We start from the raw sequence: 24,971 nt of genomic DNA on the forward strand, positions 1-24,971 counted from the left end.
TGAGAACCTATCGGCTGAACTTCAATAATGCCGGTTTCGTGCCTTACCTAAAATACTCAACCGTGTTCCCGAACTGTGTAACGACGCCGATCTATCGGGCCGAACGCGGGGTTGATGTTTCCAACATATCCATGCTGGCCGAAGTGAACGACACCTATGTCGATTTCTTCTGTTCGCCGGATAGCGGTTGGTCTGATGCATTCAGTCAGGCTGGCAGCTGGACGCGACTTGATTACGGTGCCCGTATTCAGGGTGTCCGGTACTACATTTTTGGCATAACGCCGAACTGATCTCAGGAGAAAAATCTATGGCTACTTTGTCCGACTACATGTCGGGAACGATTTCGCTCGCCAATGGGTCAGTGACCGTTACGGGAACCGGCACGCTGTTCGAGGTAACGCGGTTTCGCGAAGGTGACACGCTTCAAATCCAGAACCTGACGGCTGTCATTGCCAGCGTCGATAGCGACACCCAGCTGACGCTTACCGAACCTTGGACGGGAGTGGACATTGTTGACGGCGCATATCGTGCGCGACAGCTTGGCGACGGCACGCGGGTTTCGACGCAAGCCGCAACCATTATCGAACTGCTTGGCAATGGCGTGTTGATGAACTTGGCCGAACTCGGCGTCGAGGAGGGGAAGGTTCCGGTCGGTGGGCCTACGGGTGAGTATGAGTTGGCGGACCTCGTGACAGACCCGAACGGCAGTCTCGACAAGCTGGCGGCGCTGACGTTGGCGGCGCGCCAGATATTGCAGACGGATGCTACGGGCGATCTGAAACAGATATCGTTGGCTGCGAACAAAGCACTCGCCACGGATGCGAATGGCGATGTCGCGCCTATTGATCTTGGCACACTGGGCCGCGCTTTGCTCGCTCTGGCGATAGGAACAACAGCGCAATATGTTCAGGGCGACGGCACATTGCAGGCCAAGACCGGGCTGCCGGTCAGTACGGCAACGCAAACAGCGCTGAATTTGAAAGCCAATCTGACGGGAGCAAATTTCACTGGTGATGTGCTAACAACAGGGAGCATTACTGCTAGAAATGTGGCCAATGTGGGCGGAATTGGCCAGGGTAAAGTATATTTTTATAACAACGGAAACGCATATGTTGGTGAAATTGGCGTTTCTGTAAACACTGGCTTTGGTAACAGCATCGGCTTCTATAACAATGTTGCCGGCAACTGGAATTTCAACAACAATCTTATCGTCAGCGGCTCGATTTCGAAAGGGTCTGGTACGTTCCTAATCGACCATCCGCTTGATCCGTTCAATAAGAACCTTCGTCATGGCTTCGTAGAAGCGCCCCGCTATGACCTGATCTATCGCGGCACTGTTCAGCTTGTGAATGGTCGCGCCATGGTCGATATCGACGCTGCCAGCAACATGAGTACCGGAACGTTCACCGCCCTGACGACAAATGCGGTTGTGACCAGTCTGCAAAATCAGGACGGCTTTGCGCGTCTGAAGCCGGGGGCGATCGATGGCGGTTCGTTCGAGATTATCTGCGAGGACGACGCCTGCACTGATCTGGTGTCGTGGGTTGTGATCGCAGAGCGCAACGACCCGTTCGTCAAATCTGATGAGGAATCGAACACTGACAGCGATGGACGCTTTGTGCCGGAATTTGAGAAGGAAGACGCATAATGTCTGCTACCGAAACAGTCATCGACCTCAGTCGCGTGGGGAAAAAGGGCTTTCCTATGCATTATGCGGCCCTTGGCATTGAACCTCCTACGAAAACCGTGCCTGTCGAAGATGGTACGCCACAAACTGACCACCCCGGCATGACGCTCGCAGAATATGCAGCTGCTAAGCGATGGGAGCGGGAAGTGGGCGGAACCGTCTGGAATGGCTGGCCGGTTCTCTCTGATCGCGAAAGCCATAACAAGATTATTGCCGAGGCCGTGGCTATCGAGAAAGGCGAGCGCGCTGATGGTGATCCATGGAAGTTCGCTGATGGTGAATTCCGCCAACTGACAAATGAACAGATGGACGATCTTGCCGCAGCCGTCCGTCTGCATATTCGAAATAGCTATGGCATTGAAGCTCAGGTGCTGGCCGCAATCGAAGCTGGCGTGATCACAAGCGAAGCTCAAATCGACGCCGCGTTCGCCTGAGCGCTGAGTTAACACCCCACATAAGTTTGTTCCATGAAACTCGTCTCCGACTGGAGGTGGGTGCTTCGCTATGCGTGGAGCATCCGCCTTTTAATCGTTGCCGGCATTCTGACCGGCCTCGAAGCCGTGTTGCCCTATTTGGCCGACACATCACTCATCCCTGACCGATGGTTCCGCTTTCTCATATTCGTCGTGACGATCGCGGCGTTTCTGGCGCGCATCATTTCCCAAAAGGATTCCTCCGATGAAAAGTAAACGTGCAAAGGGCGCGCTGGCGTCTGGACTCGGCCTTGTTGCTATGACGGCAGCCTACCTCACAGTTCCGTGGGAGGGCGTTGAGAAGAAAGCTTATTATGACAGGCTCGGTGGCGTCTGGACGGTCTGTGCGGGCGAAACCAAGGGTGTCAAGCCTGGCGACACATACACCGACGCGCAATGCCTCAAGATGCTGGAAACACGTCTGGAGCATGATTTCCGAAAGCCGCTCCAAAAGTGCATCGCCACTTTCGATCGTGCACCGATCAGCGTCCAGGCCTCGATGCTCGACCTTTCGTACAATATTGGTACCGGCGCGGCGTGTTCATCCTCGGCAGCAAAGCGGATGCGAGAAAGGAACTGGCAGGCAGCTTGCAGCGCAATGACGCTATTCAATCGAGCGGGCGGCAAGGTTGTCGAAGGCCTCAAAAAGCGCCGTGAATACGGCGATGCGCAGCGGATCGGCGAATTGGAGCTTTGCCTCGCGGGGCTACAGTGATGTTCGGCCTTCTCGATTATCTCAAGATCGGTCTCGGCGTGGTGGCGGGGATCGTCATCGGCTCGGCCTATTACAACGGTGTCCCGGTTCTTAAAGATCTGCCGGCAGTTGGCTTCCTATTCGAAGGGCAAGCCAAGAAAGGGCTTGTGACGCAGTTCGAACTTGCGGCAGCGCGTGCCGAGCGGGACGAACTGCAGCGTCAGCTTACGGTCAGCGAATTCGTGACCGCCGCATACCAGGAGCAGATCCGCAATGTCTGGACTGCGGAAGCGGCTCGGACTGAAAAAACCGAACAGGAGATCGCCGAATATGAACGCAAGCTTGCTGAGGCGGGCCGCGCTTGCCTGCTTGATAACGACGATATTGAGTTCCTGCGCCGTTGACAGGAAGCTGATCGCAGCGGGTGAAACTGAGGGGCGGGTGAATGCCGGAACCCGCTTGCCGGACTATCCCGATGATTGCCGGCGCAAGGAAGCGCACGCGCCGCTTGTCGAAGGGCAGGAAAAGCTATCGATCTTAAAACGCGAGCGTGAGGCGCTCGATCGGCAGAACGCCAGAACAGACCGCTGCGCCGGATTTTATGATGGGCTGAAGGGGGAATTAAGGTGACACCAATGGATCAAGACGCTGCTATTGCACATAGGCTCGTCGAGCTTCCCGAGGAAACCAGAGAGTTTTTATCTCAGCTGCGTGAGGAGGATATCGACCTCCTGAAAGATGGGCTGGATCTGGTCCGCTCGATGCGGACCATTGGACGCTTCATGCGTTGGCTTGTGCTCGGCATTCTTGCAATCGTTGTTGGCATTGTCTCACTGTATGAGAACGCAGTGAAAATGTGGGCATGGTTTCACAGATGACCGTCACTGCGATTCGAGATCTTTATCCAGAGCGGCGAGGGGCGGACATATTCGTCACTATCAACGGGCAAGAAAAGAAGCTATCGCCGATGCAGGCAAACCTGATCCTGCAGACTTGGGCTAGAGAGGTGGGGGCAGCATTTGTAGCGTCCGGTCACTCTACGCCATGATCAAAAAAGAACCCCGCAGCGAAAACCGCGCGGGGCAAGGCAACTGAGCCCTCTCTCCCAAGGGCACAAAATTTTTACCCGTCCGGTCAAAAAAGTAAAGCCTGACATGACGTCAGGCTTCAATCTTTCTGCCTTTCGAAGCGTTATTGGTAACTGGACGGCCGAATGGTCAATCCAGCTGCGTTGGCTGCTGCAATGAAACTATCTCGAGCGTTGCTCGTTTTTCCTTCCAGGTCAGCCAGGCAACTTTCGATGGCGCGCCAATATTCTTCTCCACGTGCTTTATGTGGCCACTCTTCAAGTAAGCACTCAGCTGCGCCTGCCGTACTTGTGATTATACGGTATTTCCCGATCCCATAAATCTGGACGTCAACTGGCTTTCCCCAAGACATTTTTGCCTCCGAAAAATAGATACCCTGCCCGACGGTGCAACGCGGGGTAGGGTAGGCGTCAGTCTTCCGAGCTTGGTTAAAGCGGCAGATGACACCAACGGCTACGAACGTCATTCTTAGAAAAAGGTTCCATCGGCATTGTTGGAGTTGGTATGCATCGCGGTCATGTCATGTCGAACAACAAACTTCTAATGGGCAAGCCGGGCGGCGAGTTCGCAGAGATAATTGCGATCGCGCAAGCCGTGCTCGTAGAGCATCATAACGCACGATGCGAGTTCACTGGCCGAATAATTGCGGTCGCTTTCTTCGAGGATGACAGCTGAATTCGTGAAGCAGCTGCGCAAGAAATCGACTTCGACAGACGTATATATTCGGCTCGCTTCGTTGAAAAACGGCATGTCAGCCTCCTTATACTAAAGACGTAACTCTACCTTATTAGCGACCGCTAAAAAGCAAAATTTTATCAATTAGTGTTACGTAATGCGGGCGCGGCAGAACATTGAGCCCCGCCAGACGGTTAACTGACGGGCTTTTGCTTTTAGGTGTTTATGCCAGCCCTCCGACAAAGCCGCTCATTTCCTGCAGGCGAACCATTGCCATGCGCATATGCCCGTGGCAGCCGCGCGCCTTGCAGCGGACCTTCGCTTCGATCTCATCCAGATATTTTTGTGAACGATCGGTTCCCTCGCAAAGCAGCTGCTTTGTTGCGTAGGTCACGCGTCCGCATTTTTTGCAGGTCAGTTCAAGCCGCTGCTCATCGTCCAAATCGCGGACCTTGATTGTCGATTTCCAATTGCCCATCACCAGAAATCCTCAGCCGACGGGATGCGAGTGTAACTGATCTTGCCGCCGACGTGCCCGCCAGCTGGCGGCTTCCACTCGCCCATACTGACGATGGTGCCGGAATATTTGATATTCAGCGTATCGACGGCGTTGTTTGCCTTTTCCCATTTTTGGCGCACTGCATCGTCATTATTCAGCATATCCATCTGACGCTCGCCAGCTGGTGACAGGTCATAGAGCGTCACGCCGACCCGGAATATGGTTATGCCTCGAGGATGATCGTCTCGCACGCGCTGCCAGAGCAAGCGCAGCGCCGACAGAATAGCCTGATCGTCATTCACGACCGGCAGATAGTGTTTTCCGAACCATGAACCGTCGCGCAGCGATAGCCAAAGCCACAGGCCAGCTGCATAGAAGTTTTCACGGCGAAGGCGGCGGGCGGCTTTGGTCAGCAGAAGGCGGGAGATTTCATAAGCGCCACTCATCGATCGGGCTTCAGGTGGCAGAACGCGACCATGGCCGAACATGCCGCGCTGCTGCGCTGGCGTCTGGATATCGTAGCCGTGCAAGGCATACCAAAGTCGCTCACCGTTGACGCTGTTCCAGATCTTGCGCATGTGTTTCGGCTGCAGGGCGTAAAGCTGGGTTGTTGTGAACACGCCATTGCGATAAAGCCGCTTCGCCATATTGGATCCAACGCCGGGTATATCCTCCAGCTCGACGCGCAACAGCGGGCCCGGCATGATAGCGGGCCACCAAATGGCGAGGCCGTTTCCGTAAGCGCCCCGGCGCTTTGTCTCTTCCTTCCCTGCTTTGCAGGCGATTTTCGCCAGCTGCCGGTTGGCCGCGAACCCGATCGAGCAGGTGATGTAGGGGCCGATGTTCTCCGAAATCGCGGCCTTGATCCGAGTTGCCAATAGCTCCGGATCTCGCTTGCCGCTGTCGTCCAGCACGCACGTCAGTTCATCGATGCTCTTGGCGGTGTCGATGGCGATGACGGTCTCGATCTCGCAGAGCAGCGCGTTATGAGCGCGCCTGTAAAGGTCGGGTTTCTGGGGGACCAGGATAAGATCGGGGCATAGCCGCTTCGCTTCCTTGATCGGCATCACGTTTTTTACGCCGAAATCCTTCGCCTCTTTCGAGCAGGCGATAACGGCCGTGCGCTCTGTCCCTTCGAAGGGAACAACGCCGATTGGCCGACCGCGTAGGCGGCGGTCGCATTGCTGTTCGACGCTCGCGAAAAAGCCGTCGAAGTCGAGGTACAGACGCTCAATAGTCTCAGGAAGGCGCAAGACACGCTCCAAAATCAGAATGCGCGGAACCGCGCCCGAGTACAGGGGTACTCAGGAACATATTCCTCTCAGTGGGAGTATGTTCCTAAAATGTTCTCATTTTGATGATTAGTCAATCCGCGTTTTCCGGCTGTGGAAACACGGTGCATAAGCTGGCGTTGCTGACAGCATATGAGTGAGGCAGGCCGCATAAAAAGCATAATGAAAATAACAGACGGCTTTTTGTTCTAATTTTTCTAGCCATAGTAAACATGAGTAATTCTTAGTCTCCCAGGCAAAGTAGATTAGTTTTCTCCTTCCTGGGCAATGTACTTTTCAAGAGCTATAATTTCTGGGGAATTGACCAGACAATTTGCCGTAGTCCATAGCTCCAGCAGTGGCCAGTCTACTGCATCGCGGTCGAGTATAGCGGGATAATCTTCGGATAAAAATATGCTCTGATTCACCGTTAGTGCAATGTTTCCATCGTCAATGACTTTTAGATGGGTTGTGCTACGAACAGCTTTTATTTTTTTCTCGACTTCATCCATCTTTTCTCCAGAATGAACACCACCTGCAACGTTTGCGATATACTTAATAATCTGGCTACGGGTAATTGGGGTGCCCTTGTGCACCATTACGCCTTGTGAGATGAATTGCTGTGATCCCATAGCGTGGAAGTGGTCGGGGTCCTCGTTGTCAAGCTCTGGTCGAGGTCCTGAATCGTCTAAAATCACGCAGCCAATTGAAATGCCAAAAATTGTTGCAGGACCTCTGCCAAAGAAAGGCATGGGAGCACGTCGATTTGACCCAAGCCAAGGGTCAGTCACTGGAGCGATGATCTGGATTTTTCCCACCCTTGGTCCAGCAATCCGTTCAAGGGTTTGCTCAACCAGGATGCGTCGCAGCTGAGCGCTCAATCGTCGAAGGTCACCAGAATTTATCGATTCGCTCACCAATATTTTTCTAAAGAATGACAAGTCATCACATAAGGTTAATGCCGCTTCTCGTGTTTTAATACGGCGTTCGTTCTTATAGGCTTCTTTGTCCCCCATGTACTTTTACACCCCATCTTTATGTGGAAACTGCCATAGCTCTATCAGAAATTTTATCCGTATCAACAAATATATAAAATCACCCAGTAGCTTGCTAAGTGTTCTAGCTTTCGTCGTTTGAACCGCTAAGCCTGTGCTCTTTGGGTTGGAACTATTATTTATGGCAGATGATATGTTACTGCCTAGTCGGTACTTTGTCGTTTGTCGTCGCTACTCGTAGAGCTTCTTCTGGAGTGAGAATTGATGGTGCTAGCCGTGTTGGCGCAGGACAAGAAGGTCTGACAAATTTGCTGATATTTGCATAAAGCATGAAAAACCCCGCCGAAGCGGGGTTTTTTTGTTAATCATTTCCCATGAAATAATTGGGGGAGCCAACGGTTTGAGCATTTCTAAAATCCTCAAGGGCTTCTTGATATGCCTCTTTAGATCGTTCGGCTAATGTTGAGAGCTGTGCAGAGAACCTAACTGGTTGTTTCTGTGTGTCGGGTTCGCGCTGTGCTTGCTTGTTCGACATTTTGACCCCTTAATTAGCTTAATAGAGCGACTCAATTCAGATGGCGGTGTGCTAGCAAATGTCTGACAATAAGGCCACGGTTTCCTCCCAAGGTACAGAGATAAAATATCCGGACATTATAATCGGCATTGTGTCGCCAGTTGGCACTGACATCAAAACGGTCGTGGAAGAGCTTCGTTCCCGGTTTAAAAAGATAGGCTATGAATCACACCATATAAAAATTACCAAAGCATTTCCGGATTTGGCTGCCGAATTTTCATATCAAGGTCTGGATGAGAGTAGCAAGTTCAAGAGGATTAATTCATATATAAAGTTCGGAAACCGGCTTCGAGAGAATATTAATCTCGATATTCTCTCTCGTGTTGCTATTTCGATGATCACAGATGAAAGAGACAAAGTTAGAACGCAGGGATATGGACGTCGGTCCACTGATAAAAAGGGTGTTGTATATATTATCGACCAGTTAAAAACGGAAGCGGAACTCAAGCTTCTTCGACAAATTTATGATAAGTCTTTCTTTCAGGTTTCTGTTTATTCAGCTCGAGACATCCGTGTCGATAATCTCTCAAGAGAAATGGCGCATGATGACAGAAAAGCCGATAGAATTAACTATCGGGAGAAAGCTGAGCATGTTATATCAAAAGATGAGAATGAGCCGGATAAATTTGGTCAAAAGGTTGGAAAGATTTTCCAATATGCTGATGTTGTTTTAAATATTGATCGAACGGATGAGCAGAATAAACTTTCTAACCAAATTAAGAGATTTGTAGAGTTATTATTTGGATTTAACGGTTATTCTCCGACAAGACTTGAGTATGGAATGTATTTGGCACATTCTGCGGCGCTTCGAAGTCTAGACCTCTCCCGTCAGGTTGGTGCGGCAATATTTCGTCCGACTGGCGAAATTGCAACACTAGGCGCGAACGAAGTGCCGAAGGCCAATGGTGGCTCTTATTGGTGCGATGAGGGGTTTGATGCAAGAGAATATACTCTAAGTCGCGATAGCAATGATGCGCGCAAAGAGGAAATTCTGCAAGAAATAATAGAAATTCTTCGTGGAGCGGATCCAAAACTAACAGACAAAGAATTAAAAAGCCTTGCCGAATCCCAGTTCATGGATGCTCTTGAGTATGGTCGCATAGTCCATGCCGAAATGTCCGCTCTTTCGGATGCCGCGAGACTTGGAATATCTGTTGCCGGGGGAACGTTGTATTGTACGACTTTTCCTTGTCATATGTGTTCGAAGCATATCGTCGCTAGTGGGTTGACAAAAGTTGTTTTTCTAGAACCTTATCCGAAGAGTTTAACTTCAGATCTTCACTCGGACTCTGTTAAAATTGAGGGGATGTCTAGAGGTTCTTACGATCGCTTTCCTTCTGTAAACTTTATCCCGTTCTTCGGGATAACTCCTACCCGTTACCGGGAGTTGTTCTCTCGACAAAAACGTAAAGCAGATGGAGCTTTTTCAAGGTATCGCGATGGCTTTCCGCGTCCAATATTCTCGTTTTTAGTGCCAGAATATTTGACAATTGAATCCGAAATCAATTCATTGCTTGTAGATGAAATAGTAGCCGCTAAAGAAAAAGATTGGAATGTGGAGTTGGACGGGGTTCCCGAGACTGTTCTGGAGGGCGAAAGGGATGTGGGAAAAGAACAAAGCGAAGCTGGATTGGGTGCTTAGCCAAAAAGGAGTTCCTGTAGCCTTGCGATTTGGAAAGGGGCATAAACTGTATGTTCGTGTTCCATATTCTGCTGACAACAGGAATTGGCTCCAAGCAGGCAAGCGAACATCACCTGTTTGGCTGAAAGAAAGGAAGCAGTGGGAGTTACCACAAGCTTGGTTCAACGATTTTGTCGACTGATGTTTGAATCGTTACGGTAAAGTTTATGTCGTCCAACCATTTCGGGAGCATGAAGTTTGTTCGCCTTCCTGTAGGTCGGCGCGTGGCCATGAATGTCAATGCTCATGTATGGGAGAAAACCAGGGTTCTGAGAACAACGAAGGTTGGTTTGATGTATCAGATGCGTTTTCTTTACGTTGGGGAGCGCGTGAAATTGCGTGTCGTTTGATCGCTGTCAGCGAGAGCTAATTTATAACGCATGCTTTTCTTTGCGACTTTTTTCAAGCCATTGAAAACGCCAGAAATCCGTAGAACCTCCGGGACTTCAACTAGAGATCGCATATCCAATCGACAGGAGGGGAAGTTAGGTAGGTCACTTGCATTACGACGGATCTTTTTTCGGATGCGAGGCGTTGCACAATCCGAGCTTCTCCCGGCTCCAGCGAGAACACCATTTTTCCAATAGATTTTTCTCCGACCAGCATGACAGGGCAAAGTACTTTGCTTTGGTTGCATGTCCAAGCAGATCGATAAATAGCCACTAGCCGGTTCCTTAGTTCGCTCCACCAAACATCGCTCTCAGCGCGATAAGTAGTCTGTGCATGAAGTAGATCGCCCAATCGCTCTGCCTGTTGCCGAAGGGTTGTTGAGACCGGAATGTGCAGGGCCTCTATTTTTGCATGATCGGTAAAATTAATTGCAATACTTTGAATGCGCTCGCTTGAGAATATCGATTCTAGCGCAGCGTGTTGTTTCCCAATATTCCAAGATTTAGGTATGCTCTTCGCGTAGTCACGTTGAGCTTGTAGATATTCCTCCTGGCGGGCTTCAATGCAGCATCGCAACTCGTACGCGGCATAAAAAAGAGACTCACGGCTATTGTCCAGTATGCGAGCTTTTGCGCGGGACAAGTAAGATCCTGAGCCGATTGCGTAATCCAATTTCCCCTCCCAAGCTGAAGGTTTGGTCATGTCTTTGACCAGCCTCAAGTGTTCCAATTTTCTTATTTTGTTCTATTGGTTGCGGCAAATAGTTTGTTGGAACTGTCGTTGATTATTATGGAAAAATACCAGCCTTCTAAGCCGTAGGTCGCAGGTTCGAATCCTGCCGGGATCGCCACCTTTCCCAAATTTCCGTTCCGTTCTGCCTCCATGCGTTCATCCCGTGGGAAATGTTGCGCGCATGGATTTGCACGCCGGTTCTTGGTCCTGAGGACTTGGAATACCGCGACGGTGAGAATCGCGCTTAAAGGCGCCGGTCTTCTCGTCGGAAAGGTTGTTATGAAGCTCGTGTTTCTCGCAGTATCGTTTGCTATTGTTTTTCTCACTCCGATTGCCTATGCGGCGTCCGACGGACAAGCGGATGGTTGTATCGTCGCACCCCCGCAGAAATGCTGCCCCAACAAGGACAAACCCAATTCTATGATCTGCTTCCCCTATACCGGCAGATCATAAGCCGGTTTGATCCCTGTCATTGTCAGTAAAACTGTCGATATCCGGTGGATAGAGCCCGATTGTCTTTCTTGTTTACAGCTTTCGCGTGTATTTCAGCAAAGCTTTAATAAGTGAAGAGGAGAGGGCATGCGTTATATTCCAACGGCGGTGGCCGGGTTCATCGGTCTGGTTTTGCTCAGCGTTATTCTGGGCTCATGGTACACGATCGACGAAGGCGAACGCGGTGTCGTTCTGCGATATGGCGCGGTCGCCGGGGTCGCGCAGCCGGGACTGGGTTTCAAGATTCCCTTGATTGATTCCATCGTTCGCGTTTCGGTACAGTCGAAGGCGGCGATCTATAACCAGATGGAAGCCTATAGCCGCGACCAGCAACCGGCGACCATGAATCTGTCGGTCAATTATCGCATCCCGCCGGATCGCGTCGAGGAAGTCTACGCCAATTACGGCGGCGAGGACGGCCTGCTGTCGCGTCTGGTCGAGCGTCGCGTTTTCGAGGAGAGCAAGACGGTGTTCGGCAAGTTCAATGCCGTGACGGCCATTCAGGAGCGCAGCCGTCTCAATCAGGAGATCGCAGAAGCCATCCAGAGCAGCGTGCGTGGGCCGGTGGTTGTCGACAGCGTCCAGATTGAGAATATCGACTTCTCCGATGCCTATGAACAATCCATCGAGCAGCGCATGCTGGCGGAAGTCGAAGTGCAGCGTTTGCGCCAGAATGCCGAGCGCGAAAAGGTGCAGGCGGAAATCACTGTCACGCAGGCCAAGGCGCAAGCTGATGCGCGCCGTGCGGAAGCCGAAGCGCAGGCCGATGCCGTGCGTCTTCAAGCCGAAGCGGAATCGGAAGCTATTCGTCTGAGGGGCGAGGCGGAAGCAACCGCCATCAAGGCGCGTGGTGACGCGCTGCGGGATAATCCGGGTCTCGTATCGCTGACGCAGGCGGAAAGATGGAACGGCCAGTTACCATCGACCATGTTGCCGAACAGCTCGATCCCGATGCTGAACCTCAATCCGCAGACGGTGTCCGAATGATTGAAAAATGGCGGGGCAATACCCCGCCATTTTTATGATCTCGTGGCCGGCTTAGCGCGGCTCGTTGCCGCGTGGACGGATATAGGCACGCGGGCCATGACCGCCAGGGCGTCCGCCGTGCCAGCCGGGACGATCCCAGTTCCGGTTACGATAGCGATAGTCCGGGCGTCCCCAATAACCGCGACGATAATAGTAATCATCGCGATCATTGAGCGCGGAGCCGATGGCCACACCGGCGATCAGCGGAATGCCGATGAGGGCTGCGTTACGTCCGAAATCATTGGAATAGCCGCTGCCGACCGTTCCTTCCTGAAACGCGATATAGCGTGACGACGACCAGCCATGGGTTCCGCCATAGCTCACCTGACACCAGCCATAACCCGAGGTGCAGCCGTGTACTGTCACCGGCGCACCGCCCGGGATGGCGCCCATGGAAGGATAGCTGGTGCTGGGGCCGGTGCGGATATTGAGATTGGCGGTGGAGATGGCGTTTGCGGCCTGTGCCGCGCCAGCCGACAAGACTCCCAACGCCACAATGGCAGCTTTCAAAGCGAGTTTCATCGAACATCTCCCTGAATGAACACGATGAATGACGACAATCTTTTATGAAACGAGACTGTCGGGCGAAAGTTCCTCTTTGGAACTTGGTAAACAGTCGGACGTCAGGGCAATCGGTGAGAAAAGCAATATACGGGACAAAGAAAAAGCGCCGGGATATCCGGCGCTTTTGTATACGTTTGCTTGGTGGGTCCGGGCTTAGCGTTTGCAGCGCGCCACGTAGATTTTGCCATGACGGTTGCGGTATTCGCAATTGCCATTGCGCAGTTCGCGCACGAGCAGACCACCAAGCGCGCCTGCGCCTGCACCGATCAGAGCACCACGCCCGCCGCCGGCGATGCCGCCGATAATCGCGCCTGCACCCGTACCGATGGAAATATCTTTTTCAGTGGTGGTGCAGCCTGAAATTGCCATCAGCGCCACCAGTCCAAGTGCTACTTTCCGCATTTCTGTGTCCTCCGTAAGTGCAGTGATGCAATAAGAACGATTCGCCTTGAAATCGGTTGCTCGAAAATAAAGGAGAATTTGCAGCGAAAACAGTGGTTAGCGGCGATAGCGCAGAATGACCGCAATCGCCAGGACGGCCAGACCTATGGCGATGAAACCCTGAATAATGAAAACCGCATTCACCATGATATCGTCCTTTAGCGCTGATGGTTTTCCGTCAAACCACCGCGCATATGGTGCCACTGAAAGCACTTTGCGAAAAGTATAGAGCGCATTCCGGCTGCTGCAAGGTGCCGGGCATGCGCTCGCACTCGATTATGCCCGTCAGATCGCGGCAAAGCCTTTTTCAAGATCTGCGATGATATCGGCAACATCTTCCAGACCAATCTGGAGCCGGATGACCGGTCCTGGATAATTGCCTTTGGCAATTAGGCGGTCGGCAACGCGCACCTGCAGCGCTAGGCTTTCGTAGCCGCCCCAGGAATAGCCCAGGCCGAAGATTTCCAGCGCGTTGAGGAAAGCATGGGCTTCCGCCTGTCCGCCTTCCTTCAGAACGAACGAAAAGATGCCCGACGAGCCGGTGAAATCGCGCTTCCAGATTTCATGGCCGGGATGGCTTTCAAGGGCCGGGTGCAGAACCTGTGCGACTGCGGGATGGCTTTCGAGCCAATGGGCAACTTCCAGTGCGCTCTTGCGGTGATGCTCCAGCCGGATGCCCATGGTGCGCATGCCGCGCAGGACTTGATAGGTATCGTCGGGGTTGGCGCAAAGCCCAAGCGTGCCGTGGGTTTCGAGAAGCTGCGGCCAGCATTTCTCGTTGGCGGAAATGGTGCCGAACAGAATGTCGGAATGGCCGGATGGATATTTGGTCGAGGCGTGAATCGTAACATCCACGCCAAAGTCGAGTGCTTTGAAATAGATTGCGGTTGCCCAGGTGTTGTCCATCATCACGATGGCGTCGCCTTTGTGGGCAGCTTCAACGATGGCCGGAATGTCCTGCATCTCGAAAGTGTTGGAGCCCGGCGATTCCGTAAAGACCACCTTGGTATTGGGCTTCATCAGAGCGGCGATGCCCGCGCCGATTTCCGGGTCGTAATATTCGACATCCACGCCCATGCGCTTGAGGATCGTATCGGCAAAATGACGGGTCGGATTGTAGATCGAATCCACCAGCAAAGCATGATCGCCGGAAGACAGGAAGGCCAGCAGTGGCACGGTCACAGCCGCCAGACCGGACGGAACGCAGACGGTTCCGGCAGAGCCTTCCAGTGCATTGATCGCATCGCAAAGCGCATCGCTGGTGGGCGTTCCGCGCGTGCCATAGGTATATTTCTGGTTGCCGGTCGCCATGGTCTCGGCATCCGGGAAAAGCACGGTCGAGGCGCGGACAACCGGTGGATTGACGAAGCCGTGATAGTCGCGTGGCTGATAGCCATCATGCGCCAGTCGAGTGTTTATCCCCAGTTTCGCCGTGTTGACTTGCTGCTTAGCCACGAAATTGCCTCCAGACCGTGTTGCATGCGTTCCGCCGGTTCTCTTTTAGAGAGCTCTGCATGGTCGTACCGTCTACCGGATGCGGCCAGATGCGGTTGGCAGAAAGATCAATGATTCCGCCGATAACGGAATGTTTTGAAGTTCATTCGATAAGCCGCGTCTGGGCTGGATGCAACCCTGTGGTCAGTGCTCGAAGTGCAAGATGCGATGCGAAAAGGGAATAATGGAATGTCATCACCGGATATGAAAAACACGCTTCTCAATCCGGTATATGCGGCCATTGAACTTATCCGCTCCTTTCTGCGTCCTGCTTATAAGGGAGCTCCCTATTCCTGGACGATGCAGATGACAGCAATCGTCGTGCTGCTGCCCTTCATCATCCTGATCCTGCACCTATGGGACGCCGATATCGTTCGTGCGGCGGCTGGAAGCACCAATATCGTCATGGAAATCCTGCGAACCGTGACCGACGCGATCCGCACGCTGGTGTGGCTGGCGGTGGCGCTGATCGTCTGGCTCGTGACGGCTTTCATCTTGTCGCCCGGTTATCGGGGGCAGATGCGCCCCATTCTCATGCGCTGGCACGGTTGGGCCACGCTGGTATTGGCATCCATCGTCGCGGGCAGTATTCCAACGGAAATCGGCAAGCTTGCCATCGGTCGCGCGCGCCCGTTTCTGCTCGATCAATATGGTGCAGCCTATTTCTCGCCGTTCAAGGGTGAGTTTCTCTATGAGAGTTTCCCGTCGGGCCATTCGATGATGGCGGGTATCATGATGATGTCGCTGAGCATTTTTCTGCCGCGCTGGCGCTTTCCGATTATCGTTGTCGGTCTGTTGTTCTGCATCAGCAGGCTTGCTGCCGGAGCGCATTTCCCGACCGACATTGTGGCAGGTTGTACGATTGGATTGCTCGCAACCTGGTGGGTGGCGCGCTACATGGCGACGCGAAATATTATTTTTTCACTGGATGATAAGCACACGCTCCCCACTGTGTGATTCTGGCCCTGACCGCGGCTGTTTTCGACGGCCGCGCTTGGGCTATGTTCATTTAAATAACTGTTATTACTCTATTTTCACTTTCGAGATTCCAGCAAGTGTCGAACCTCACACTTTGTTAGCCGCGCTACCCAGAAATTGGGAAACCGTGTAAAAAATTGAACCGCTGTTTCGGGCTTTTCCACGAAACGCGGATTTTGCCGCCGTTATTAACTTGACCAATGCCCAAATATCGCCTTCGATAAGGCGGTGAAGGCGACAGGCGCCGCTGTGCTCGAAAATAATCAAGAGGCCGGATAAACCGGTCAGGGCGAGAGGCGGTCTGCTATGCAGCGTGGGGTGAGGAGGAGCGCAACGCTTTTTCCGGAAAAACCTATGCAACAACAACGAGAGAGACGCACGGGCAGTTTGACCGACGTTTCCAGGGAACAAAAAGGTTGCAGGCCAGATGAAAAATACAATCGTAATGGGGTTATTGGGTGCGGCAGCGCTGTTCGGCGCGGCTTCAGGGGCATCTGCCGACACGCTTTCGGATGTGAAGGCAAAGGGCTTCCTGCAATGTGGCGTCAACACCGGTCTTCTCGGTTTTGCTTCGCCGGACGACAAGGGCGAATGGTCGGGCTTCGACGTGGATTATTGCCGCGCGGTCGCGTCCGCGATCTTTGGCGATCCGACCAAGGTGAAGTTTACGCCGCTCAATGCCAAGGAACGCTTCACGGCATTGCAGTCTGGTGAAGTGGATGTTCTGATCCGCAACACCACCTGGACCATCAGCCGCGATACCTCGCTCGGTCTTGATTTCGCGGGCGTGAACTATTTCGACGGCCAGGGCTTCATGATCAATTCGAAGAAGCTTTCCGGCATCAATTCGGCGCTTCAGCTTTCCGGCGCTTCGATCTGCGTTCAGGCTGGCACCACGACCGAACTGAACATGGCCGATTATTTCCGCTCCAACAAAATGGAATATAATCCGGTCGTCTTCGAAAAGGTCGATGAAGCCAATGCGGCTTACGATTCCGGTCGTTGCGACGCTTATACCACCGACCAGTCCGGCCTTTATGCGATCCGCCTGACGCTCGCCAATCCGGACGATCACGTCATCCTGCCGGAAATCATTTCCAAGGAGCCGCTTGGACCAGCTGTCCGTCAGGGCGATTCCAAGTGGGCAGACGTTATCCGCTGGACCCATTATGCCCTGTTGAACGCCGAAGAATTCGGCATCACCAAGGCCAATGTCGACGAGATGAAGAACTCCGACAACCCGGAAATCAAGCGCTTGCTTGGCACGGAAGCCGATACCAAGATCGGCACCGATCTTGGCCTCGACAATGACTGGGTCGTCAAGATCATCAAGGGCGTCGGCAATTACGGCGAATTGTTCGAACGCAATCTCGGCAGCGGCAGTCCACTCAAGATCGCGCGCGGCCTCAATGCCCAGTGGACGAAGGGTGGCCTGCAATACGGCATGCCGATCCGCTAAGGACGACGGCTTTTACATCTGACATGGGGTGGGGGCATTTGCACCCGCCTCATGCCGGATTTGTCAGCTCTTTATTTCCCTGAGAACAGGTTTCCCTCGGGATCGGACCTGTTTCGTAGCAGGCATTTGAAATGGGCGTTTGCCCACAAGAGCGCATAGCATTTCGCTGGCCAGACATTTGAACCGGCCCGTCGCAAAAAAGTATGGTTCGGCTGCATTGACGTTTCGAGAATTACGCTTCCGTTTGGGAGCGCCGTTTCCGTTCCGAAAAATTTGCGCCTGAGCCCCAAGATACGGGAAACATATGGCTTCCTATTCTGCAACCGAACGCCATGATGGCGGTGGAACCTCACTTCTCTACGATCCGCGCGTTCGCGGCATCTTCTATCAGGTGATTGTGTTCGTCGCGGTCGTAGGCTCGATCTACTGGATCGTCGGAAACACGATCACCAATCTTCAGCGCGCGAATATCGCCTCCGGCTTCGGCTTTCTGAACGGTCGCGCGGGTTTCGATGTCAGCCAGACACTGATTTCCTATAACAGCGATTCCACCTATGGCCGGGCCATTCTGGTCGGTCTGGTCAACACACTCTATGTGGCGGGCTTGGGCGTTATCACGGCCTCGATCATCGGCTTTCTTGTCGGTATCGGTCGTCTGTCGCGCAACTGGCTGATCCGCAAGATCTGCACGGTCTATGTCGAGGTGTTTCGCAACATCCCACCGCTGCTGGTCATTTTCTTCTGGTATTTCGGCATTTTGGCCACCTTGCCGAATGTGCGCGAGAGCATCAGCGGACCGCTGCACACCTATATCAATACGCGCGGTTTCTTCATGCCCGCGCCAGTCTGGGGTGAGGGGGCGTGGCTGATACTGGCGGCGCTCGCATTGGGCATTGTCGGCTCTTTCGTGGTGGCGCGCTGGGCCAAGCGCCGGCAGATGGCGACGGGGCAGCCCTTCCATACAATCCGTGTCGCGATCGCTTTGATCATTGGTCTGCCGCTACTTGCCTTCATCGCGACCGGTTTTCCGGTATCCTTCGATGTCCCGAAACTCGGGACGTTCAATCTGACGGGTGGCGCGCAGGTCAAACCGGAATTTTTGGCGCTGTTTCTGGCTCTGTCTTTCTATACGGCGTCGTTCATTGCCGAAACGGTGCGCGCAGGCATTCTTGGCGTCAACAAAGGGCAGACTGAAGCCGCTTATGCTGTGGGCATGCGGCCCGGCCCGACGATGCGGCTGATCATCGTGCCGCAGGCGCTGCGCATCATCATTCCGCCACTGTCGAGCCAGTATCTGAACCTTATCAAGAATTCCTCGCTGGCAATCGCCATCGGCTATCCGGATCTGGTCGCCGTCGGCGGCACGATCCTCAATCAGACGGGCCAGTCGGTTGAAGTCGTGGCGATCTGGATGATGATCTATCTGGGCATCAGTCTGGTTACATCCGCCCTCATGAACTGGTTCAATGCCAAAATGGCGCTGGTGGAGAGATGACCATGGAAAATGCCGATCTCCAATATATCCGCACGCAAATGGTCGATAGCGAAAAGCCGCCGCGTTCCGTACAGGGCTTTTCGCACTGGCTGCGCGTCAATCTCTTCGCTTCTCCAACCGATGCGGCCCTGACGATCTTCGCTCTGTTTCTGCTGGTCTGGTTTCTGCCTTCGGCGATTCAGTGGCTCTTCATCAATGCGGTGTGGAGCGGAACCGACCGCACCGCCTGTCTGACCGTTGCGCAGGGCGGCGCACAGCCGGATGGCTGGTCCGGCGCGTGCTGGGCTTTTGTTCAGGCCAAGTATGAGCAGTTCATCTATGGGCGCTATCCGATCGATGAGCGGTGGCGGGTCAATCTCACGGCGCTGATCTTCGTCGTGCTTTTGGTACCGCTGCTGATCCCGAAGGTGCCGCAGAAGGCGCTCAACGCCATTCTGTTCTTCTTCGTGTTTCCGTTCGTCGCTTTCTTCCTGCTCGTTGGTGGCTGGTTTGGCCTGTCCTTCGTGGAAACGCCGCTTTGGGGCGGCCTTCTGGTGACGCTGGTTCTGTCCTTCGTGGGCATTGCCGTCTCACTGCCGCTCGGCATTTTGCTGGCGCTCGGTCGCCGGTCGCATCTGCCTGTCATCAAGACATTCAGCATCATTTTCATCGAGATGGTGCGCGGTGTTCCGCTGGTCACAGTGTTGTTCATGGCGAGCGTCATGCTGCCACTGTTCCTGCCGCCGGGTGTCACCTTCGACAAACTGCTGCGTGCGTTGATCGGCGTGGCATTGTTCGCCTCGGCCTATATGGCGGAAGTGGTGCGCGGCGGACTACAGGCCATTTCGCGCGGGCAATATGAAGGCGCGGATGCGCTCGGCCTCAGCTACTGGCAGAAGACGGGTCTCATCATCCTGCCGCAGGCGCTGAAACTGGTGATTCCCGGCATCGTGAACACCTTCATCGGGCTCTTCAAGGATACGAGCCTCGTCTACATCATCGGCATGTTCGATCTTCTGGGTATTGTTCGCCAGAATTTCTCCGATGCCAATTGGGCTTCTCCACAGACGCCTGCTACCGGCCTTATCTTTGCGGGCTTCGTTTTCTGGATTTTCTGTTTCGCTATGTCGCGATACTCTATATTCATGGAACGACGGCTCGACACGGGTCACAAACGATAAAAAGAACAAAAGGGAATAATGGAATGAGTGCACAAAGCGCCCTCCCGCAATCCGAGCTCGGTGTCGATGTCGACCGCTCCAAGATGCAGGTTTCCAAAACCGATGTCGCCATCGAAATCACCAATATGCATAAGTGGTATGGTGAGTTTCACGTTCTGCGCGACATCAACCTGAAGGTTATGCGCGGTGAACGTATCGTCGTGGCTGGTCCGTCTGGTTCCGGCAAATCGACGATGATCCGCTGCATCAACCGTCTGGAGGAGCATCAGAAGGGCAAGATCGTCGTTGACGGTATCGAACTCACCAACGATCTGAAGAAGATCGATGAAGTGCGCCGCGAAGTCGGCATGGTTTTCCAGCACTTCAACCTTTTTCCGCATCTGACCATTCTGGAAAACTGCACGCTGGCCCCGATCTGGGTGCGCAAGATGCCGAAGAAAAAGGCGGAAGAAATCGCCATGCATTATCTGGCGCGCGTGAAAATTCCGGAGCAGGCTAATAAATATCCGGGCCAGCTCTCCGGCGGCCAGCAGCAGCGCGTGGCAATTGCCCGTGCGCTGTGCATGAATCCGAAAGTCATGCTGTTCGACGAACCGACTTCGGCGCTCGATCCGGAAATGGTCAAGGAAGTGCTTGATACGATGGTGAGCCTTGCCGCCGAAGGCATGACCATGATCTGCGTGACGCACGAAATGGGCTTTGCCCGTCAGGTCGCCAATCGCGTGATCTTCATGGATCAGGGCCAGATTGTCGAACAGAACTCGCCGAACGAGTTCTTCGACAATCCGCAGCACGAACGCACCAAGCTGTTCCTCAGCCAGATCCTGCACTGATCAGGCCGATTGCCTTGCATTGAAAAACACCCGCCAGTGTCGCTGGCGGGTGTTTTCGTATTATCTATGTTGTGTCAACTGTATGATTTTCAATCCTCCACGAAATGGCGAAGGCGCTGCAAGGCATCGTCCCACTGCGTCGAAACGGCCGCCAGATAGGCGCGGGCATCGACAAGTGGAGCCGGATGCAGGCGGAAATGACTTTCCCGCCCGATCTTTTCCCGTTGCACAAGCCCGACCTGTTCGAGAACGGACAGGTGCTTGGTCACGGCTTGCCGTGTGATGCTGCCATTCTGCGACAGCACTACGATGGAGCGGCTCTCACCGTCACTCAATGTTTCGATGAGCGCAAGTCGGGTCGGGTCGGCAAGCGCCCCGAAAATAGCGGATATTTTCATGGCGTGACTGGCCGGGCTTTCATTCATTTTTCGACATGGGCCTTGATGTTGCCGACCTGCTCCTGCCAGCCGCCATCGTTCATGCGCAGTGCCAATGGCTGGCGCTCGGCGGGCAGGGCATCGAAACCGCTTTCAACAACCGTCAGGCGGGTGCCGCTCTCGATCGGTTCTAGCTTGAATTCCACCAGCGTCGGCGGCTCCTTGGAATAATCGACATCGGGCTCGACTGCATAAGGATGCCAGGTGAAGGCAAAATAGTTCGGCGCATTCATATCCTTGACGAAGGATTCCCAGCGCACATGCTCAAAGCCCGGATAGGTGATGTGGCCGGTCGAAGCGGTGCCGACGACGAACGGGCCATCGATCTTGACGCGAAACCAGCTTCCAAACTCGTCATGGTCGGTCAGGGCGCGCCAAACGCGGTCAATGCCTGCGCGAATATCAACGGTTTTCTCAATACGATCTGTCGTGCTTGCAAGGGTCATGGTGTAAATCCTCCGTAATTGGCAACTCAATGGTTGCTAATTTACAGGTGCAGGAAAAATAAGCAACCAAAAAGTTGCATATTTATTCCGGGGAGGGTGCTTTGTCGGGCAAGGGGAACAGCGTGCGAAGCTTTTCTGCCAAGGCGCGATCTCCTTCGACGATCAGCAGACCGGCCTCCTCAAGCACTGATAACGGCTGCCCGCCATAGATCGTTGCGGCGACCATGCGCGGTGCGCCTTGCAGCGAAAGATCGCATCGTTCTGGCTTACCACGGGCGATATCCAGCGCCTCATCATGCAGGTGGGCGGTGAAATCTTCTCCATCCAGCTGCAGGTGGATGGTCGCATTCATCCCATGCGCGCTTTCGCTATCCAACATAGTGCGCAGGGATAGCAAGAACGACACCGTTGATATCGGCAGGTTCGGATCGTGCATTGGCGAACGCGCGGCCCAACGACCGAGTGCTTGCAGGATAGGCTCGCTTTCATAGCCCCATTCGGTGAGTTCATAGACCTGCACCGAGGCGGGCGGCGGCAATTTGGTCTTGTGGAGAATGCCCGCCAGTTCCAGCCCTTCCAGCCTCTGGGTCAGCACATTGGCGCTGACGCCCGGCAGATCGGCGCGCAAATCGCTGAAGCGCTTTGGGCCCAGCATCAGCTCTCGCATGACCAGCAGCGCCCAGCGCTCTCCAATTAAATCAAGGCCATGCGCTGCGGCGCACGCATCGTCATAGCTGCGCTTGGCGGTTTGTTTTTCGCTTTTAGTTATTTTTTCTAACTTCATGGTTGCCTAATATAACTTATCTGTCATTATGTTCAAGCAAACTTAATCCAGACATGGCCGTTAGAGGCAGAAAATGTCTGGCCCAGCGGCGATTAACGTTAGCAATGGAGACAGGGCTGCACCCTGCCAATGGAGGAAATGACATGCCGAAAATGATTTTCGTGAATCTGCCTGTGAAAGACGTTGCGCGCTCGACCAGCTTTTATGAAGCCATTGGCGCGCAGAAGAACCCGATGTTCTCGGACGAAACCGCGTCCTGCATGGTTTTCTCCGATACGATCCACGCCATGATCCTTGATCATGACAAGTTCAGCCAGTTCACGCCGAAGAAAATTGCCGATGCCACCGCGGTCAGCGAAGTACTGGTCTGCCTTTCCGCCGACAGCAAGGCCGAGGTGGATGATACGGTCGAAAAGGCCGCGAAGGCTGGCGGTCGTGCCGATCCAGCGGCCAAACAGGATTACGGTTTCATGTATGGGCGCAGCTTCGAGGACCCGGACGGCCATATCTGGGAGCTGATGTGGATGGATATGGAAGAAGCAGCCAAAGTCATGGGCTGACATCAAACCGGATAGACAGGGAGGAATTGACCATGTCTGGTCTCACCATTTGCCTGTGGTTCGATGGGCAGGCGGAGGAAGCCGCCAATCATTACGTCTCGATTTTTCGCGCCTGCGGGCGACCGGCTTCAATTGATGGCTTCATCCGCTTCAAGCATGGCCATCAGCAGAATGAAGAACAGGCGGTCACCGCAAACTTCACGCTCGACGGACAAAAAATATGCGGCCTCAACGGCGGTCCGTCGTTCAAGTTTACGCCAGCGGCTTCGTTGATCGTTCGCTGCAAGGATCAGGCAGAGGTAGATGCCTTCTGGGAAAAACTTCTGGAAGGCGGTTCGCCGATGGAATGCAGTTGGCTGACCGACAAATACGGTTTCGCATGGCAAATCGTGCCCGACATGTTGCTCGATATTCTCGAAAACGGTGCGCCCGATGTCCGTCAGCGCGTAGCGGACGCCATGATGAAAATGGTCAAGATCGATGTTGCGACACTGGAAGCCGCGCGCGACGCAGGCTGAGTTTCAACCGACTATCCGCGAATGGCCGCAACCGCATCATAGCCATAGAGCCAGTCCAGATCCTTCAGGAAAGTATCCGGGCGGCGCAAGGCAAACAGCATGTTGCGGCCAAGCGCCATTGGTCCGGTGGCGTGATAGGCAAAGCGGTTAAGCTGGCCGCGTTTGGCGACCGCCGCGATCCGTTCCTTGCGGACGGTTTCGAAGCGGTGCAGTCCCACCGATTGATCGGCGGCATCAAGCGCTTCGGCAATGGCGGCGGCGTCTTCGATCGCCATTGCCGCACCTTGCGCGGCAAAGGGCGTGACGGCGTGAGACGCATCGCCCAGAAATATGGTGCGGTTCGGCCCCAGAAACTGCGGTTCCGACATTTCGAAAAGCGGCCAATAGGTCCAATCTTCGGCAGTTGCCAGAACATCGCGAACCGGCTTGGCCCAATCCCGATAGGCGGCTTGCAGCTTTGCGCGGTCGCCTGTTCTGGACCAGTTTTCGCCCGCATTTTCACCTGCCGTTATGGCAACGAAATTGAAGAATGTCCCGGCTTTGACGGGATAGGCGATGAAATGAATCCTCGGGCCGAGCCAGGCCGATACGGCCTTGCGTACGGGAAGAGCGCTCAGAAAAGAGGCGGGCAGGGCATTGGTTGCCAATGTTGCGCGCCACGCAATATGGCCGCTGAACCGCGCCTTGTCATAACTGGCAAGTGCGCGCTCGACAGACCAGACTCCATCGCAGGCGATCAGATAATCGGCCTCGATGGTCTCCGTTCCGCTTTCACTTTTGACAGTCGCCACGATGCCCTTGTCGCGAGCGCTATGATCGAGGATTTCGCTGCCGAGACTGATCTGGATCGCCGGGTTTTCCGCGCAAGCTTGCAACAGGGCCGATTGCAAATCGGCACGATGGCAGACCACATAGGCATGATGCCAGCGCTTAAAAGCCCTGTCGCCCAGCTCCATCGCAAGCAAGGGACGCGCCTTGCGCCCGTCAACGAGGTAGAGCTTTTCAGGTGTTACGGCGTGGGAAGCCAAGCTGTCGGCGATACCGAGGCGTTCGAGGTGACGCATGGCGTTGGGGGCCAGCTGCAGGCCCGCACCGACTTCAGAAAGAGCTGAGGCTTTCTCGATGAGCCGGATGGTCCAGCCCCGTGCTGCAAGTTCCAGCGCCGAGCTCAATCCCGCGACACCGGCTCCTGCTATCAATATGTGGCCTTTGCCCATATCGGTCTTCTTGCCCAATGCTGTGACGAGATGGGCTTTAACAGACGCCGATCAGGCCGCTTTGTCGGCTGGGGCGTCGTAGGTGCAGCCTGACGGGACGGTTTCGTCGGCATGCAGCTTGGCATTGTAGCGATAAAGGGTCGAGCAATACGGGCAGACCACTTCGCTTTCATCGCCCATGTCGAGGAAGACATGCGGATGGTCGAAAGGCGGGTTTGCGCCGACGCACATGAATTCCTTTACGCCGATTTCAATGGCATTATGGCCGGCGTCGTTCTGGAAATGAGGAATGATGTGATCGGACATAA

At 54.0% G+C, this 24,971-nt stretch carries 32 protein-coding genes; 17 read left to right on the forward strand and 15 right to left on the reverse strand.

Annotated elements, in window-relative coordinates; translation table 11 throughout:
- The 8 genes from ABWW11_RS05300 to ABWW11_RS05335 all read left to right on the forward strand — a co-directional run.
- On the forward strand, positions 1 to 290 hold a 290-nt coding region (locus ABWW11_RS05300), incomplete at its 5' end, for a hypothetical protein (RefSeq protein WP_353409320.1).
- Between the two features lie 17 nt (positions 291 to 307).
- A complete protein-coding gene (locus ABWW11_RS05305; protein WP_353409323.1) occupies positions 308 to 1,648 on the forward strand; it encodes a hypothetical protein in 1,341 nt (446 codons plus the stop codon).
- Positions 1,648 to 2,121, forward strand: a complete 474-nt coding sequence (locus tag ABWW11_RS05310; RefSeq protein ID WP_319081280.1) for a DUF4376 domain-containing protein — start codon at positions 1,648 to 1,650, stop codon at positions 2,119 to 2,121. The genes ABWW11_RS05305 and ABWW11_RS05310 overlap by 1 nt, the downstream gene beginning before the upstream one ends.
- A 33-nt stretch (positions 2,122 to 2,154) precedes the next feature.
- Positions 2,155 to 2,376 carry a DUF7940 domain-containing protein gene (locus ABWW11_RS05315; protein ID WP_319081279.1) on the forward strand — a complete coding sequence of 74 codons (222 nt, stop codon included), beginning with the start codon at positions 2,155 to 2,157 and terminating at the stop codon, positions 2,374 to 2,376.
- Positions 2,366 to 2,875 (forward strand): lysozyme, encoded by a 510-nt coding sequence (locus ABWW11_RS05320; RefSeq protein ID WP_319081278.1) that lies wholly within the window; start codon positions 2,366 to 2,368, stop codon positions 2,873 to 2,875. The genes ABWW11_RS05315 and ABWW11_RS05320 overlap by 11 nt, the downstream gene beginning before the upstream one ends.
- Positions 2,875 to 3,258 (forward strand): hypothetical protein, encoded by a 384-nt coding sequence (locus tag ABWW11_RS05325; RefSeq protein ID WP_319081277.1) that lies wholly within the window; start codon positions 2,875 to 2,877, stop codon positions 3,256 to 3,258. The genes ABWW11_RS05320 and ABWW11_RS05325 overlap by 1 nt, the downstream gene beginning before the upstream one ends.
- 55 nt (positions 3,259 to 3,313) lie before the next feature.
- Entirely contained in the window at positions 3,314 to 3,484 is a 171-nt protein-coding gene (locus ABWW11_RS05330; protein WP_319081276.1) for a hypothetical protein, read from the forward strand.
- Between the two features lie 5 nt (positions 3,485 to 3,489).
- Positions 3,490 to 3,732, forward strand: coding sequence for a hypothetical protein (locus tag ABWW11_RS05335; RefSeq protein WP_319081275.1), 243 nt, complete (start codon positions 3,490 to 3,492; stop codon positions 3,730 to 3,732).
- A gap of 313 nt (positions 3,733 to 4,045) precedes the next feature.
- Here ABWW11_RS05335 and ABWW11_RS05340 read toward each other — a convergent pair whose 3' ends face one another.
- From ABWW11_RS05340 to ABWW11_RS05365, 6 genes are all read right to left on the reverse strand, one after another.
- The gene (locus ABWW11_RS05340) at positions 4,046 to 4,408 is read right to left on the reverse strand and encodes a DUF982 domain-containing protein (protein WP_353409330.1); all 363 of its coding nucleotides are present in this window, start codon (positions 4,406 to 4,408) and stop codon (positions 4,046 to 4,048) included.
- A gap of 74 nt (positions 4,409 to 4,482) precedes the next feature.
- Positions 4,483 to 4,692 (reverse strand): hypothetical protein, encoded by a 210-nt coding sequence (locus ABWW11_RS05345; RefSeq protein ID WP_353409333.1) that lies wholly within the window; start codon positions 4,690 to 4,692, stop codon positions 4,483 to 4,485.
- Positions 4,693 to 4,840: 148 nt separating this feature from the next.
- Positions 4,841 to 5,095, reverse strand: a complete 255-nt coding sequence (locus tag ABWW11_RS05350) for a hypothetical protein (RefSeq protein WP_012092156.1) — start codon at positions 5,093 to 5,095, stop codon at positions 4,841 to 4,843.
- Positions 5,095 to 6,369, reverse strand: a complete 1,275-nt coding sequence (locus ABWW11_RS05355) for a Y-family DNA polymerase (protein ID WP_353409336.1) — start codon at positions 6,367 to 6,369, stop codon at positions 5,095 to 5,097. The genes ABWW11_RS05350 and ABWW11_RS05355 overlap by 1 nt, the downstream gene beginning before the upstream one ends.
- Before the next feature lie 284 nt (positions 6,370 to 6,653).
- Positions 6,654 to 7,403 (reverse strand): hypothetical protein, encoded by a 750-nt coding sequence (locus ABWW11_RS05360; RefSeq protein ID WP_319080477.1) that lies wholly within the window; start codon positions 7,401 to 7,403, stop codon positions 6,654 to 6,656.
- 340 nt (positions 7,404 to 7,743) lie between these two features.
- The gene (locus ABWW11_RS05365) at positions 7,744 to 7,917 is read right to left on the reverse strand and encodes a hypothetical protein (RefSeq protein WP_181376036.1); all 174 of its coding nucleotides are present in this window, start codon (positions 7,915 to 7,917) and stop codon (positions 7,744 to 7,746) included.
- 58 nt (positions 7,918 to 7,975) lie between these two features.
- Between ABWW11_RS05365 and ABWW11_RS05370 the strand changes: the two genes are divergently transcribed.
- Positions 7,976 to 9,598, forward strand: a complete 1,623-nt coding sequence (locus ABWW11_RS05370) for an anti-phage dCTP deaminase (protein ID WP_319080476.1) — start codon at positions 7,976 to 7,978, stop codon at positions 9,596 to 9,598.
- Positions 9,599 to 10,087: 489 nt separating this feature from the next.
- Here ABWW11_RS05370 and ABWW11_RS05375 read toward each other — a convergent pair whose 3' ends face one another.
- A complete protein-coding gene (locus ABWW11_RS05375) occupies positions 10,088 to 10,729 on the reverse strand; it encodes a hypothetical protein (protein WP_319080475.1) in 642 nt (213 codons plus the stop codon).
- A gap of 609 nt (positions 10,730 to 11,338) precedes the next feature.
- Between ABWW11_RS05375 and ABWW11_RS05380 the strand changes: the two genes are divergently transcribed.
- Positions 11,339 to 12,238 (forward strand): prohibitin family protein, encoded by a 900-nt coding sequence (locus ABWW11_RS05380; RefSeq protein WP_109368701.1) that lies wholly within the window; start codon positions 11,339 to 11,341, stop codon positions 12,236 to 12,238.
- Between the two features lie 51 nt (positions 12,239 to 12,289).
- On the opposite strand, the gene ABWW11_RS05385 is transcribed toward ABWW11_RS05380, so the two are convergent.
- The 3 genes from ABWW11_RS05385 to ABWW11_RS05395 all read right to left on the reverse strand — a co-directional run bounded on the left by ABWW11_RS05385 (position 12,290) and on the right by ABWW11_RS05395 (position 14,737).
- A complete protein-coding gene (locus tag ABWW11_RS05385; protein ID WP_121535680.1) occupies positions 12,290 to 12,799 on the reverse strand; it encodes an SH3 domain-containing protein in 510 nt (169 codons plus the stop codon).
- A 195-nt stretch (positions 12,800 to 12,994) separates the two neighbouring features.
- Positions 12,995 to 13,243 carry a YMGG-like glycine zipper-containing protein gene (locus ABWW11_RS05390; protein WP_109368703.1) on the reverse strand — a complete coding sequence of 83 codons (249 nt, stop codon included), beginning with the start codon at positions 13,241 to 13,243 and terminating at the stop codon, positions 12,995 to 12,997.
- Between the two features lie 324 nt (positions 13,244 to 13,567).
- Positions 13,568 to 14,737, reverse strand: coding sequence for a cystathionine beta-lyase (locus ABWW11_RS05395; RefSeq protein ID WP_319080474.1), 1,170 nt, complete (start codon positions 14,735 to 14,737; stop codon positions 13,568 to 13,570).
- Positions 14,738 to 14,965: 228 nt separating this feature from the next.
- On the opposite strand from ABWW11_RS05395, the gene lpxE reads away from it, so the two are divergent.
- The 5 genes from lpxE (at position 14,966) to ABWW11_RS05420 (ending at position 20,701) form a co-directional block, all read left to right on the forward strand.
- Entirely contained in the window at positions 14,966 to 15,733 is a 768-nt protein-coding gene (gene lpxE / locus ABWW11_RS05400; RefSeq protein ID WP_171317757.1) for a lipid A 1-phosphatase LpxE, read from the forward strand.
- A gap of 448 nt (positions 15,734 to 16,181) precedes the next feature.
- The gene (locus ABWW11_RS05405) at positions 16,182 to 17,213 is read left to right on the forward strand and encodes an amino acid ABC transporter substrate-binding protein (protein WP_109368706.1); all 1,032 of its coding nucleotides are present in this window, start codon (positions 16,182 to 16,184) and stop codon (positions 17,211 to 17,213) included.
- A 304-nt stretch (positions 17,214 to 17,517) separates the two neighbouring features.
- Entirely contained in the window at positions 17,518 to 18,708 is a 1,191-nt protein-coding gene (locus tag ABWW11_RS05410) for an amino acid ABC transporter permease (protein ID WP_319080473.1), read from the forward strand.
- 2 nt (positions 18,709 to 18,710) lie between these two features.
- Positions 18,711 to 19,868: an amino acid ABC transporter permease gene (locus ABWW11_RS05415; protein ID WP_109368708.1), complete on the forward strand. Its 1,158-nt coding sequence runs from the start codon at positions 18,711 to 18,713 to the stop codon at positions 19,866 to 19,868.
- Between the two features lie 23 nt (positions 19,869 to 19,891).
- A complete protein-coding gene (locus ABWW11_RS05420) occupies positions 19,892 to 20,701 on the forward strand; it encodes an amino acid ABC transporter ATP-binding protein (RefSeq protein ID WP_121535689.1) in 810 nt (269 codons plus the stop codon).
- Between the two features lie 89 nt (positions 20,702 to 20,790).
- Here the strand turns inward: ABWW11_RS05420 and ABWW11_RS05425 are convergent, their stop codons facing one another.
- The 3 genes from ABWW11_RS05425 to ABWW11_RS05435 form a co-directional block, all read right to left on the reverse strand.
- Positions 20,791 to 21,099, reverse strand: coding sequence for an ArsR/SmtB family transcription factor (locus ABWW11_RS05425; RefSeq protein ID WP_319080472.1), 309 nt, complete (start codon positions 21,097 to 21,099; stop codon positions 20,791 to 20,793).
- 23 nt (positions 21,100 to 21,122) lie between these two features.
- Positions 21,123 to 21,584: an SRPBCC family protein gene (locus tag ABWW11_RS05430; protein ID WP_319080471.1), complete on the reverse strand. Its 462-nt coding sequence runs from the start codon at positions 21,582 to 21,584 to the stop codon at positions 21,123 to 21,125.
- Positions 21,585 to 21,666: 82 nt separating this feature from the next.
- Entirely contained in the window at positions 21,667 to 22,368 is a 702-nt protein-coding gene (locus ABWW11_RS05435; protein WP_319080470.1) for a winged helix-turn-helix transcriptional regulator, read from the reverse strand.
- Positions 22,369 to 22,511: 143 nt separating this feature from the next.
- Here ABWW11_RS05435 and ABWW11_RS05440 point away from each other — a divergent pair, with 143 nt between their 5' ends.
- Together ABWW11_RS05440 and ABWW11_RS05445 are read left to right on the forward strand one after the other, a co-directional pair.
- Positions 22,512 to 22,928: a VOC family protein gene (locus ABWW11_RS05440; RefSeq protein ID WP_109368712.1), complete on the forward strand. Its 417-nt coding sequence runs from the start codon at positions 22,512 to 22,514 to the stop codon at positions 22,926 to 22,928.
- Between the two features lie 32 nt (positions 22,929 to 22,960).
- The gene (locus tag ABWW11_RS05445; RefSeq protein ID WP_121535701.1) at positions 22,961 to 23,446 is read left to right on the forward strand and encodes a VOC family protein; all 486 of its coding nucleotides are present in this window, start codon (positions 22,961 to 22,963) and stop codon (positions 23,444 to 23,446) included.
- 11 nt (positions 23,447 to 23,457) lie between these two features.
- Here ABWW11_RS05445 and ABWW11_RS05450 read toward each other — a convergent pair whose 3' ends face one another.
- Together ABWW11_RS05450 and ABWW11_RS05455 are read right to left on the reverse strand one after the other, a co-directional pair.
- Positions 23,458 to 24,663 (reverse strand): FAD-binding protein, encoded by a 1,206-nt coding sequence (locus ABWW11_RS05450; RefSeq protein ID WP_319080469.1) that lies wholly within the window; start codon positions 24,661 to 24,663, stop codon positions 23,458 to 23,460.
- A gap of 51 nt (positions 24,664 to 24,714) precedes the next feature.
- Complete coding sequence (locus ABWW11_RS05455) at positions 24,715 to 24,969, reverse strand: zinc-finger domain-containing protein (RefSeq protein WP_109368715.1); 255 nt, start codon at positions 24,967 to 24,969, stop codon at positions 24,715 to 24,717.
- Positions 24,970 to 24,971: the final 2 nt, after the last annotated feature.

Origin of the sequence: Brucella sp. NBRC 113783, assembly GCF_040372265.1 — a bacterium.
Lineage (GTDB): Bacteria > Pseudomonadota > Alphaproteobacteria > Rhizobiales > Rhizobiaceae > Brucella > Brucella teleogrylli.